8 protein-coding genes are annotated in these 12,980 nt (G+C 53.0%); 4 read left to right on the plus strand and 4 right to left on the minus strand.

Annotated elements, in window-relative coordinates; translation table 11 throughout:
• Positions 1–90 precede the first annotated feature (90 nt).
• Positions 91–1,728, plus strand: coding sequence for a COG1361 S-layer family protein (locus tag GCU68_RS07285; RefSeq protein ID WP_227014973.1), 1,638 nt, complete (start codon positions 91–93; stop codon positions 1,726–1,728).
• A 3-nt stretch (positions 1,729–1,731) separates the two neighbouring features.
• Positions 1,732–4,248 (plus strand): efflux RND transporter permease subunit, encoded by a 2,517-nt coding sequence (locus tag GCU68_RS07290; protein WP_152940266.1) that lies wholly within the window; start codon positions 1,732–1,734, stop codon positions 4,246–4,248.
• A gap of 195 nt (positions 4,249–4,443) precedes the next feature.
• Here GCU68_RS07290 and GCU68_RS07295 read toward each other — a convergent pair whose 3' ends face one another.
• Positions 4,444–5,127, minus strand: coding sequence for a hypothetical protein (locus GCU68_RS07295; protein ID WP_227014974.1), 684 nt, complete (start codon positions 5,125–5,127; stop codon positions 4,444–4,446).
• 31 nt (positions 5,128–5,158) lie between these two features.
• The gene (locus GCU68_RS07300) at positions 5,159–6,739 is read right to left on the minus strand and encodes an HTTM domain-containing protein (protein ID WP_152940270.1); all 1,581 of its coding nucleotides are present in this window, start codon (positions 6,737–6,739) and stop codon (positions 5,159–5,161) included.
• Between the two features lie 151 nt (positions 6,740–6,890).
• On the opposite strand from GCU68_RS07300, the gene GCU68_RS07305 reads away from it, so the two are divergent.
• Positions 6,891–7,313: a thiol-disulfide oxidoreductase DCC family protein gene (locus tag GCU68_RS07305; protein WP_152940271.1), complete on the plus strand. Its 423-nt coding sequence runs from the start codon at positions 6,891–6,893 to the stop codon at positions 7,311–7,313.
• Positions 7,314–7,637: 324 nt separating this feature from the next.
• On the opposite strand, the gene GCU68_RS07310 is transcribed toward GCU68_RS07305, so the two are convergent.
• Positions 7,638–10,046 (minus strand): BGTF surface domain-containing protein, encoded by a 2,409-nt coding sequence (locus tag GCU68_RS07310; RefSeq protein ID WP_152940273.1) that lies wholly within the window; start codon positions 10,044–10,046, stop codon positions 7,638–7,640.
• Between the two features lie 797 nt (positions 10,047–10,843).
• Complete coding sequence (locus tag GCU68_RS07315; protein WP_152940275.1) at positions 10,844–11,590, minus strand: hypothetical protein; 747 nt, start codon at positions 11,588–11,590, stop codon at positions 10,844–10,846.
• Positions 11,591–11,690: 100 nt separating this feature from the next.
• Between GCU68_RS07315 and GCU68_RS07320 the strand changes: the two genes are divergently transcribed.
• Positions 11,691–12,164 (plus strand): ArsR family transcriptional regulator, encoded by a 474-nt coding sequence (locus GCU68_RS07320; RefSeq protein WP_152940277.1) that lies wholly within the window; start codon positions 11,691–11,693, stop codon positions 12,162–12,164.
• Positions 12,165–12,980 lie beyond the last annotated feature (816 nt).

Genomic DNA, 12,980 nt, shown 5'->3' on the forward strand with positions numbered 1-12,980 from the left:
TTGTGACCGCGTCGGTTGAGAAATCCTCACGGGCTTACGTGACATGCTATCTCCCTCAGCAGCCGTCAGTTTTCGACAGGGTGTAAGGTGATGATGGACATGACTCGTCGAATCCCGATTTTTTTCGCTGGTATCGTTATCGCCAGTATGCTTATAGCTCCGATGGGGATGGTTGGTGCCTTAGCCCAAGACGGAACTGTGACACAAAGTAGTGGGGCTGAGACTGGCCTTACACGTGGCGAACCAGAGTTGGATGTCTGGGCTGAAGAAGATGAAGTGACTCCCGGCAGTGACAATCCCCTAGAGATCACGGTGCTAAACGATGGAGATCTGAAAACGGGAGGGCAAACTAATACGGTCCTCACTGCACGCGGAGTAACCGTCGAGGTCGAGGATGCAGGGCCGTTCGAGGCAACATCTGGCAAGACCAGTCTTGGTCCAATCAGTGATGGAACAACCGTGACAGCTCCGCTCGAACTTGAAGTACCTGAGGATATCGAGCCCGGTACGTACGACGTTGAAGTGGACGTCAAGTACTCCTATACAAATCGGGTTGCAAGTGACGGTGACCACCAACGGCTTACTAAGAGCGAAACGCACGACATTACGGTCGAAGTGCCTGATGAACCGCGATTTGAACTGTCGAATATTAAAACGAACGTGGAACCAGGAGCTACCGGTGATGCAGTAGTCAACGTCGAAAATACAGGGACTCAGCGAGCAAACGACACGCGTATGACTCTTACTGGAAGTGGTGGTGTGATGATCGATGGCGGAGCAAGCGAAAACCACATTGGTGATCTCGAGCCCGGTGAGTCAACAACAACAACGGTTAACGTCGCAATGGACGAATCGACCAACTCGGGTAACAAATCAATCGAAGGTTCGTTCACCTACGACGACGAGAAGGGTATCGAACGCAATGCACCCGCTGATCGAGCAACGCTGATACCGGGTAGCGAACAGGAGTTCTCGATCCACAATATCGCCGACACTCTCGCAGTCGGGTACGATGGGGATGTCTCAGGAGAAGTGCGAAACGATGGGCCGCGAACAATAGACGACGCAGTACTCGTGGCAGAACCGATGAGTGACTCACTCTCTATCGGAGACACTCGGTACGCACTTCCAGAATTGAAACCAGGTGAGACAGCCAAGTTCAATTACCCCACAGACGTCTCTGGCGACGCAGACCCGGGTGACCGGCAGTTCCGATTTACGGTCGAATACACTGGGAGTAGCGATTCAACGCTTGAGGACGGCCCTCACTCTGAACGAGTGACAGTCGCCGACTATACAGACGAATTCTCGATTACCGATACCAGCGCATCAGTTCAACAGGGTGAATCGAGCGAGATTGTCCTCGAGATTACGAACGAGCGACCGGAAACGCTGTCAAACATCGATGCGATGCTCTACGATGATTCACCCCTCTCAGCTGAAAATGACGAGGCATTCGTCGACGAACTCAAACCAGGCGAATCCGCAGAGATTCGATTCGAAATTTCGGCCACAGATGATGCCTCTATTGAAGATCACCCGATTGAACTTGACTTCGAATATAATACCGAACGCGGTGACACCGTCCTCTCGGATACCTATCAGTATCCGATTAGTGTTGAAGAGTCGCAGGATAATGGCGGTGGTTTCCCGTCGTGGGCTACTATCGGATTCCCATTTCTCACTGTGACCGGCATTGGAGCCACGCTCTGGCTGCGTCGACGCTAACTGATGCGAGGACTCGATCAACTCATCAAGTACGGGCGAGCCACTTTCGGTAACGGTGGAGATCGTCTCTCTACCGACCGGATAGCCACAGCTATCACCGAACAACCCTGGCGAGTCGTATTGGTTTTTCTCCTTATTACGGGGCTGTTCGCAGGCGGGTTAGCTGGTGGTGGACAAGAAGCAGGAACAGACCAGTTCACAGAGAATCTGGAAGAGCAACAAGCGCTCGATGACATGGAGGAGGACTTCGGACTCGAGGGTCGTCCCGAAAGTGGATCAGTAGCCACTTTGTTCGTAAGCGACGAACGAAATGTTCTTTCGAAGACGAGCCTCCTGCGTATGATCGAATTTCAGGATCGAGTCGAAAATAAGGACGACCTCCGTGTCGAGTCGACGACGAGCCCAGCATCGCTTATTGCACAGCAACTTGACCCCGAGGCCGACTCGCCTGACGACTATGAGCGTGCTATCGAACAGGCTACCACCCGGGAACTGGAGAAAGCGATCGTCAATGCGGACGAAGTCAGTGGTATCCCAGTGAGTACTGACTTCACGCGGGAATCTGGCGAGGCGAAAGTCGCGCAGATTGCAGTGACCTACGATACGCCACCATCTGCTGATGATGACGACAAAGCGGCGTTACAGACTGAAACTGCGGAACTCACAAACAAAATCGACGGTTACGAACGAGGGGAGAACGTCGATGTCTTCGGAGACGCGATCATCAATAACGAAAATCAGCAACTGCTCAGTGACACGTCCATCGTGGTCTTCCCAGCAGCAATACTGCTGATTTTGGTTTTCCTCCTCATTGCCTATCGTGATCCGGTTGACCTTGCACTTGGATTATTCGCGCTTCTCATGACGATGATTTGGACGTTTGGCTTCATGGGGTATGCTGGGATCCCGTTCTCGGAGTCGTTTGTCGTGGTGTTCGCCCTATTACTGGCTGTTGGAATCGATTTTGGCATTCACAGTATCAATCGCTATCGGGAAGAGCGATCTCGTGGGGTAGACATTACCGATGCGATGACGATTACAACAGGCCAACTTTCCGGTGCCTTCTTGATTGCAACACTTACAACAGCGATCGGCTTTGGGGCGAACCTAACGAGTTCAATTGGCCAATTGCGAGATTTCGGCCTTGTTTCCGCGATTGGCATCCTGTTTACGATGCTGATCTTTGGGATTTTCCTCCCTGCAGGAAAAGTCGGGACAGATCAGCTGCGCGAACGGTTTGGAATCCCTATGTTTGGGACAACCCCACTCGGAAATGAAGACTCTATTCTCGGACGGATCCTTGCGATCGGTCCAAGACTAGCGCGGATCGCTCCCGCGGTTGTTCTTATCAGTGCACTAATATTCGGCGCAGGTGCGGCTAGTTACGGGACTGGTGTCGATACGGAATTCTCTCAGGAGGCGTTTTTCCCGAACGAAGACCGTCTTGAGCAATATGAGCAACTTCCAGAGCCCCTCGCACCTGGTGAGTACACGTTCATGGCAGTGCTTGACCACCAAGAGGAAGACTTTGATCAAGGATTCATAAGTTCTGTGACAGTCTACGTCGATGATCATGATATACGTTCAGCTAGCGGTATCCGCGATCTGGATCGCGCGCATGATAACCCACCAGATGCGCTTAAACAAGATCACCGACGTGCTGAGGCCGATAGCTTGGTTACCGTTATGGAAGAACAGGCTGCAACAAATCCAGAGTTCAAAACGACACTTGATCAAGCTGATTCAAACGGAGATGGACTCCCAGAGCGTGACGTCGACCAAGTGTATGATGAACTGTTAGAGGATGGAGATGCAGAAGAATACGTTACGAGTGATCGGAGTGCAACTCGTCTCGTGTTCCAAGTGGACAAAGACGCTGACGAAACGGAAGCAACAAACGCTGCTAAGGAAGTCGCAGCGGATATGCAGATGGATGCCTCAGCGACGGGTGAACTTGTCGTCTTTAATGCTGTTACCGATCGTATAACTAGTTCAGCAATCACTGGTCTCGTGATTTCGCTTGCTCTCACGGCAATCCTCCTAATGGTCGCCTACTGGTGGCTTGAGGGACGTGCTGTCTATGGCGTGATCAATCTCGTTCCAGTCATAATCACAGTGGCCGCTATTGCAGGATCGATGCGCTATTTCGATATTGCACTGTCGGCGTTCAATGCACCAATCCTCTCTGTCTCGATTGGACTGGGCGTAGACTACACGGTACACTTCATGCACCGATTTGTTGATGAGTTCGAAGCTGGCCGAGACGCACACGACGCTCTCGAGGTCACTGTTCGTGGAACTGGCGGTGCACTCACCGGGAGCATGTTAACGACGGTTGGTGGACTAGGAGTTCTCGCGTTGGCGCTGATTCCGCTCATCGCAGAATTTGGGATCTTGCTTGCGCTAAGTGTCTTCTATGCGTATGCAGCGTCGATCTTGATCCTTCCCTCGACGATCATCGTCTGGGATCGCCTTGATAAGTGGTTCCATTCGCAGAATCTAGCTTACGGATGGCAGTGAACCCCACCTATGAAAATTCTGCCGACTGTACCACTTGTTTACGGCTGATGTCGTTTCTCTTTGAGGAGAGACTTTCCATGTAGAGTGACCGGTTTGACGTCCTCCGCACGACTGATGACATGGAATTCTACAGGCAGAGCAGGCCAAATGCCTCGAGGCCTGGAGGCAGTACACCGTGAGAAATCCCGATAGCGATCAATTCCGTTTTCGGATCGCCATTTGATTATCGATCGAGACGGGGTCACAATTAAATTCCTCGAAAATACGGTAGTATTCAAGTATATATCGAACATTCCCAGAAACCGCATCGTGTTCGTCAAGTTCTGCTACTCGAATCTCTGTATCAAAACTCTCGTAAAGTTCGTCGAGAGAAATATTATCAATACGTGCAGACTGGTTTTCGCTGGTAGTATAACGTCGATTGGGATGTTGCTCAAACAGTTCGCGATCGATTATCCATCTAACTCCCGTTTGCCGTTTCTCATAGACAACAGTCTCTAATTTTTGTAATTCACGCTCACCAAGGTGATGAAGGATCCAGTCATAGATCTCTTGGGGGAGACTCGTCTGGAGGATATTCCGTTTCGAAAAGTCAATGGCCTCGAGATGGTCACGATTCTCCTCGACAAATAGTTCCGCTGCTCGGTACTCGTCTCCCTCGAGATAGAAAATTGCGGTGAAACGTCCGCTTTCAGGGCCATTAGCTACGGTTGAGGCTTGGTCAATTTTGATTCGACGGATCAACATCCGTTCCTCAAGATTGAGCCGATTTACGTGCACGTCCGTTTGTGGCCCCCCTTTGAGTTGCTCAAAAGGTTTAGTCATCGTCGCAGTTTCAAGTACCAGTATCAATAAATACATCGGGACAAGTGAGGACATATTCTTTCAGGATCCGACATGACCCAGTCACTCAATTCTGTATGAACTCACCTGAGCAGTCGTACTCGATTAACTCGAATTCTTTGACGTCCGGTTCATCGTCGTACGGCCCAGACATATCTGACATTCCATAGATCGTCAAACGCTCGAGTTCAGTCTCATGAGTGCTGTTCCAGCGTTCACAGAGGTGATTTGCGAAGTACGAACGATGGTTCTCGTTATTGGCATAGCGCATGTTCGAGATGTATTTGCGTTCCCGAGCGGTTTCGTAGGTTTCGTCGACACTCGGCGGTCGGTCCCAATCTACCTCGGATTCGTGTAAAGCGTCAACTGTCGATCCATCGGCTAACTCACCCGGAACAACGAGCCACCGGGCAGTTGAGGTCGGGTTCGGTGCGAACATCCGCCAGCTCTGACTGGACTGGATCGTATCGAGAACCTCGTCACCTGGATCCGGAACTTCGGTGTAATCAACCGCTTCAGCGTTCGAAAGTACGACCAAGACGAGGATAAGCCACGGAATTATCGTCGCAAAGAATACACGACTGCGTGCGAAGACAGCCGACCGCACACTTGTCTCGCCTGTCCCAAACGGCTCGAATCGCGACAGCAATCTGCCAGTTGCAGGCAGCATCGTCGCCAGTCGATCAAGGCCACCTCGAGTGGGAGCGGCGAGGCCGACTCGAGTCGCCATCGTAGTAACTCCGTCCCAGACGACGGGTGGATAGAACAGGAGCAGCCCTGAAACAACGATGACGGGGAACAGATCGATCCGTAGCGTGACGAGCATCCCGAGGTGCATTCCGACGAAAAGCGTCGTCAACACTGCACGCGGAATCCCAGTGAGCAGAAGCAGCAACGGCGAAAGGACAATGAGCACCATCCACGCGTACGTGAATCCCTCTAGTAACATCGTGTGTCCAGCAAGCGTATTTCCGAGCAGGAACGTCAGATGGTCGGCCTGAAAAATATGGACGACCGCCTCACCGCTCATCCACATCTCGCTTCTCGTCTTATGAACGGCGTTGGTCAGGTACATTAGAAGCACCTGCAGGAGAATTGCCATCGTGGCGACTGAGGCCAGCGTCGTCTCCGACCGTCCCAGATTCGGCTCTCTCTGACGGGCGTCGATCGACCATCGAGACCCGAGTGGGAGAAAAAGACTCCAGAATAACAGCATCCGTAACAGTATATCGCCCGCGTTGAGAACCATCGGATTACGGATGTGAAGCGAGATCAACAGCAGCCACGAGACGACTGCTGCGATGCGCGTGTGATAGCCACAGAGCAGTGCAAGGGCGAACACACCGGCAATAAAAAAGAGCAGTCCCTGTACCCATGCTTCGCCAGAGAGTGCATGCAACGAGTAGACCGACGAGTAATCAGCAAAGAGTGCTTCCCGCGGCAGGACGCCAGCATCCGTGTAGAACTCCTCGAGCATCCGTGTTCGGCGCGCGAGATCGACAAGCAGCAATACCCCAAGCGAGATCCGAAACGCAGCGAGTGCACGCCGGTCGATCGCGACCCGTCGTCGGGTTGCGTGCCCGAACCAGTCGAGACCAGCGTTCAGCCGGTCCCGAAGCGTCGGCCGTGGTGATTGATCCTGTGACATTCTCGTACTAGTTTCTATTCGCGACTCTCTGGTAAGCTGGCATAAGCTTGTTGTACGCTAAAAATCATATTTCAGCTTCACCCTGTCCTGCCACTGGTATCTAACCCATCGAAACGCTGAACAGGCAACACACCCAACGATACGTACTCGAATGAGCGCCGACACGCCGGTCCCTACCGAAGATCCGATCGTTCTCTTCGATGGCGTCTGTAATCTCTGTAACGGCTTCGTGCAGTTTCTAGTCCCACGAGACACGGACGAACAATTTTATTTCGCATCGCTGCAATCGGACGTCGGGAAGGAACTCCTGGCCGAACACGACCTGCCGACTGACGAACTCGAGTCGATCGTCCTCATCGAGGGCGAGACGTGTTACGTGAAGTCGGCGGCCGTGATCCGAATCGCTTCGATTCTCGGTGGTCGCTACGCACTGCTTGCCCCGTTTCGGTTCGTGCCACGGCCGATTCGGGATCTGGTGTACGATCTCGTCGCGGCCAACCGCTACCGGTTGTTCGGCAAAAAAGAGCAGTGCATGATGCCCACCGGCGACGTCCAGCAGCGTTTTCTCGAGTAGCGGTTTCGCGCGCCAATACAGCGAGTGCTGACTCAACGTTGATTTGTTCTCGAGAACAGCGCTAGCAGTGTGTTGCTCAGTGCTCGGTGCTCGGTGCAACACCCTCGAGTGACTTACGTAGAGTCGCGGCTGTACTCAGTCAGTGAACCAGTCAGCAGCAGCACTGGTCATACAGCGTGCCGTTGTGACGGATTCTGACAACGGTTGCTCGTTTATTGGTCGGTCTTCTCGTGACTCGAGCGAGCGGATCGCTCGTGAGTGCTGTGATGCCAAAAAAGTCGAAGTTCGGAAAGGGCCGGATAAAATCCGGTAGTTAGTTAGGCCTTAGTTCTGGCGGCGGAGCGCCAGCATGGCGGCTGCGAGCAGAGCGACGACTGCGACAGCGACGCCGAAGCCGGGCGTGCCTTCAGATTCGCCGTCGTCGGAGCTGCCGTCGTCGGAGCTGCCGTCGTCTTCAGTCGTCTCCTCGGAGACGGTCAGCGTACCGGATTCTTCGACCTCACCGTCGACCTTGAGCTCCCACTCGTAGTCGCCGGCTTCTTCGGCCGTCACGGTTTCGCTCCACGAGTCGGACTCGCCACCCTCGAGGGAGACGTCGTCACCCTCGAGCAGGGTGTCGCCACCGAAGATGAACTCGTAGGATGCGTTACCGGTCTCGTCGCCGAGGTTCTCGGCGGAGACGGTCACGTCAACATCGTCACCGGCGACAGGCTCGGCGGGGTCGGTGTTAACGTTCCAGTCGAGGTCAGCTTCTGCTTCTTCTTCGCCTCCGACGAGGACGAGGTCTTCGACATCATCGCCGAGCACACGCTCTTCGAGGTCGAATTCGGTGCCGGGTTCTGCGTCACTGAAGTCGAACGTTGGCGCGAAGATGCCATCAGCGTTGACTTCGGACTGGTTGTCCTCAACGAAGTTGCCCGAGGAACTCGCCTTTGCGTCGAGTTCCGTACCGGGTGCGACGTTCGTCTCGCCCGTGATCTCAGTTGCGTTCGAGATCTCGACTTCGTCTTCATCTTCGACGTTCCAGTCGAATTCGGCGTCTTCGTATGCGAGTTCGTGGGTTTCTTCGATCTCGTCGTCTTCGTCGTCGATGTAGTTGCCGTCGACTTCGTCGACGTTGTAGGTCACTTCGTACTGCTGTTCGTCGTCACTGAAGTCTTCATCGCTGTCCAGGACAACGTACAGGTTCTCACCATCGTAATCGAGATCGTTGATCGATTTTAGGGAGAGACCGTACGGGTTGTCTTCGCTACCGTCTTCGGTTTCACCAGTGGAGCTGTTGTAGTAGACAGGATCCGCGTTGGTTCCTGCGTTGGTTTCTTCAAGACCGATCGTCACGCCAAGGTCAGCGAGGTCACCGCTGATGTCCTCGCCACTCTCAGCAGCGTCTTCGAGTGCGGCGCTGTGGCCGAGATCCTCGATGTTGACAATCGTCTTGTCACCATCGGCGATGGTGTCCGTCTCAGTCAGCGTGGTGTCCTCGAAGTCTTCCTCGTCGTCGAGGCTGTCGTCAGCAGGTGCCGTCCACGTGCTGATGTCGCTGTTTTCGGTCCGCTCGGACAGCGTCAGGAACGCGGAGTCTTCCTCGTTGTCAATTTCTCCTTCGGTGTTATCGACCGTGGTGAAATCGTCGCCAACAGTGAGCTCGTACTCACCGTCGCCGAGCAGACCTGGGAGAGTGCTGTCTTCTGTACTGTCAGAGATGTTAGCGTACTCGACGTTCACAGTAACGTCATCTTCGACGTCACCATCCTCGTCGATGGCCGTGAAGACATCGTCCTCACCAGAAACACCATTTTGACCTGCAAGGTAGGTGTTCATCTGGATGATGACTTCATCGTCATCGTAGTCGGAGGTGTCGATGTCAAGGCCAACTTCGTAGTTGGTATCTTCGTGGACACCGACTTGCAGGGCACTGTTGTCAGTGCCGTCAGTGTCGACGAGCATGTGTGCGAGTTCGCCCTGGTCGACGGCTTCGTTAACCTCGACCGAGCGCTCGGCTTCTTCGCCTTCAGTCACTTCGATCGAGTCATTGGCTTCAGCGGTCGAATCCGTCACTTCGAAGTCGAAGTCGTATTCGCCGGCATCAATGTCCGAGAAGTTAGCGACGTGGGTACCCTCAACGTCCTCGAGGGTGACTGTATCGTCGTCCTCTTCTTCGTTATCATCGACAACGGTGAACTCGGTGTTGTCGTTGTTCGCGAAGATGTTTTTCAGATCCTCAACGTCGAGGCCGTCGGCGCTGGCGTTGACGTTGTAGGTTCCACGGTTGGAGTCAAACTCGATTTCAGTCTCCGATTCGCCTTCGTTATCTACAGAGCTGTCGTCCCATTCGACGTCAAGGCTCTGTTCGACGACTTCGAAGGTGTCGTACGGGCTGTCCGTACTGTCGTCAACAATGAAGTACTTGCCCGCATCGAGGTCATCAGTGTCGAATTCGATTTCACCGTCTGCGTTAGCGGTCAGTTGCGTGACAAGGCGATCGTCGTCATCGCCCAGATCTTCTCGGAGCTGGACTTCGTCGCCTTCGGAATAGCCACCGACAGCGATTTCTTGTCCTTGCCAGAGCAACGCGTTTTCGGTGCTACTAGCGTCGGTAAAGGTTGTGTCAGCATGGTCATCGGCTGCTGCGCCGCCCGCAAACGCTGCGGACATGGCGAACACCGACATTACCATAAGCGCGGCCAGGAACAGTGCGCGTCCCTTTTCGCGATAAGTTGCGTCGTTTGTCATTTATTGTCTTGTTATTGTCTTCTTAGTTGATTAACGCGCGATTCAAAGGAGGCGACTTAGGGCATCGGTCAATCTATCAACATCGACCAATCGGCCTCCCGAGTAGGGGTATTAGATTCGTCTTGCACAATCCGGCATAAGTCTTCTGTTGTGATATATGAAAACGTGTGTATTTACAAAGAACGTGACTTTACAAATGCGATAATCAGATGTGCGACTCGAGACTCGCACAAATCTTCGATTTGCCGACGTTCACCGTATCAAAACAGTCAAGTAAATTCTTTCTCCATTACATACCACGAGGCATCATATTGCGTGCCTCGTCCAAGCGAATTGCGCCACGGCGCACGACGAAAACCGGGTAGGGACCGTTTTTATGTCGGCGCGTCGTGGGGTTTTCTTGGCTGTATCATTTGCGACTGGAAAGGCTCACTTCCAAGCTCTGATCTGAATCACTGTACAGGTCAACGACCACGGGTCAGGTGACCCGTGGAATCCTGCCTCGACCGCTGTTGAATCCGATAGGCAAGGATATGTGACATCACGATCATATCTCTGAAACCAACAAGCAGCGATGGAGTACAGTCACTGCTATACGCGCGCACCCGATACAAAACTCTATAGTTTCGGTGTGTGGCTACCTAGCATGGGCAACTACTGTCGCACTCTGCTTCACATCGGGAGAGGGTGTCTTCCGTGTAGACGCAGGGAATCCGATACTGTCCGAGTAAGCGGACGGGTAGACCGCCTCGAGTACTAACGAAGAGACGTCAGTGCCGTCGCATCTTCGAGACTGACTACGGAACGTTCGACAGTTGTTCTTCGAGTTCTTCTGTCGTCGTCCACGAAAAGCACTGATCTAGTGAATCGAGATGAACGAGGGAATCAGTTATCACGCCGCTATAGGATGGCGTACGACCGCCGAGTTCGGATTCCAGATACGATTCGAGATCCTGCGTCGAGATGTCCAGGCCGTGATCACGAGCGCGTTCAGCAAGCACATCCAGTTCCTCCTCGAGGTCATCAGCATGATATGCCAACTCGACGGCTCGAGCAAGTATCGAATCTTGTGTTGTGAGTAGGGAATCATCATCGTAGTGTTCGTCCTGCGCTCGAGGGAAGAGATATGTGCGATCGAGCAGCGTCGGGCGTTCAACGCGTCCAAACTCGGCGACCGCCCCACCAGTGTCGTGTTCAAGAATTAGCGGAATCGAATCCGCGTAGAGAGCGTGGAGAAAGAACTTTACTTTGAGGTCCGGGATGTCATCCGACACATCGAGATTGGGCTGTGTGGCGAGCAAGTACGCATAGGCATTGTGCCGATGATTCAGCACGTCAAGCGCCTCGTCGAGACGATACTTGAACGGTGGTTCGTAGCTGCCCAGAACGAAATACGTCGAATGCGGGCCAAAGAGATGCTCGTGTCGATCTCGCATATACGAAAGGAGTCGTTCGCTATCTACTGGATCGAGGTCTAAGCGGTAGAGGATATCGTTCAGAATGAAGTCCGTGAGTTCGTCGGTGCTCTCCGGTATCTTCGCCATGCTAACCAATATGGAAATATTACCTAATAACCATACTGGTCTAACTTAGTAAAGTTGTTCCCGTGTGCTTATGTGGCCCGGAACCGTACATCCAATCAACATGGCCGACATCTCTGCGCATTCGAAAGCCGACAACGAGGAAAACCCCTTAGAGCGACAGCGTGAGCTGATGGAGCTGCTGTCACAGGAAACTCGACACAGCATCATTCAGGCACTCGTGGGCCACCCGAAAATCCTCGCATCGGCGGCTGAAATCAACCATTTCATCCCGAGTAAATCGAAAAAGACCGTCGAAGAGCAGTTGGACGTACTCGTTGACGCGGACATCCTTGCGATCTACGAGTATCCCCCAAACAAGAAAAAACGCGGCTTGCCGTGGAAATTCTACGGCTTTACCGAGTATGGTGCCAATATCCTCGGGGACTTCAACTATCTCAAGGGCGTTCCAATGGCACGAGCCGTTCACCAGAAAACAAGAAAGCCCGAGAAAATTGAGCGACACGAAACAGCCCCACGACCGCCTCTCCCAGAACCGGTCCGTACGACGTTCCGACTTGACGAAGAAACAGAATAGCGGAACCGTCTGCAAGTGCTGATATCCTCTCCGTGCTGAAGTGCGAAGATTCCGTCGTGGAACCGCACGTCGGTCGTGTACCCCCGAAAGCCCCGACCGAGACCATATGGGCCTCGAGGCAGTTTGCTTACTCAACCGACACGTAACAGCTGTTTCGCAAAATCTTTCTGACAAAGAAATCGCGCCACCAGTTCCTGTTGAGACTGAGACTTCTCGCACACCTTTTTCGAAGTGAAATCTATTGTGAACCGCCTCGGGGTCAAGCCCCGAGGCATTCGGCCTGCTCCGCCTGTAGAAGATCTAGAGAACTTGCCTCACCCACACCTTTGTCGAAATGAAATCTAACCGCTGGACGCAGATTCAGTGGCTCACCGGCCACAAAAGTCGTACATCTCGCTTCTGTACACTCCTTTTGCAAATTCACTTCGATTACGGTGTCTCACTTGGCCGAGATTGACCTGATTAATGTGCTTTCAGACGGAGACAGGAAGGTTCCTATCTTCTTTTTCTCCGGTTTCATTTCGATAGTGGTGCCTTCATTTCGAAGCAGGTAACATCAATTCGATCACGGTTCCTTCATCTCGAAATAGGTATTACGGGCTAATGTTCACGTTCACTGAACCGGTTGAAGCCGTCATTGAGACGCTTGAAGAAGACGATACGTTCGATGATATTGAATTATCCACCACCCGGTCGATCGCACGCCAATCTCTCCGTGACACGTGAACGGCTCGGGGTCGAAGACCCGAGATACTCGACTTGCCTCGTCTATGCATTCACCTGTGGAAACGCTATTGGCCGAACGAACCACCGCTG

The organism is Natronorubrum aibiense, assembly GCF_009392895.1.
GTDB lineage: Archaea > Halobacteriota > Halobacteria > Halobacteriales > Natrialbaceae > Natronorubrum > Natronorubrum aibiense.

Excerpts from the sequence above, each read along its gene's own strand:
- GCU68_RS07285 (WP_227014973.1), top strand. The coding sequence starts at position 91 with ATGATGGACATGACTCGTCGAATCCCGATTTTTTTCGCTGGTATCGTT.
- GCU68_RS07290 (WP_152940266.1), top strand. The coding sequence starts at position 1,732 with ATGCGAGGACTCGATCAACTCATCAAGTACGGGCGAGCCACTTTCGGT.
- GCU68_RS07295 (WP_227014974.1), bottom strand. The coding sequence starts at position 5,127 with ATGTCCTCACTTGTCCCGATGTATTTATTGATACTGGTACTTGAAACT.
- GCU68_RS07300 (WP_152940270.1), bottom strand. The coding sequence starts at position 6,739 with ATGTCACAGGATCAATCACCACGGCCGACGCTTCGGGACCGGCTGAAC.
- GCU68_RS07305 (WP_152940271.1), top strand. The coding sequence starts at position 6,891 with ATGAGCGCCGACACGCCGGTCCCTACCGAAGATCCGATCGTTCTCTTC.
- GCU68_RS07310 (WP_152940273.1), bottom strand. The coding sequence starts at position 10,046 with ATGACAAACGACGCAACTTATCGCGAAAAGGGACGCGCACTGTTCCTG.
- GCU68_RS07315 (WP_152940275.1), bottom strand. The coding sequence starts at position 11,590 with ATGGCGAAGATACCGGAGAGCACCGACGAACTCACGGACTTCATTCTG.
- GCU68_RS07320 (WP_152940277.1), top strand. The coding sequence starts at position 11,691 with ATGGCCGACATCTCTGCGCATTCGAAAGCCGACAACGAGGAAAACCCC.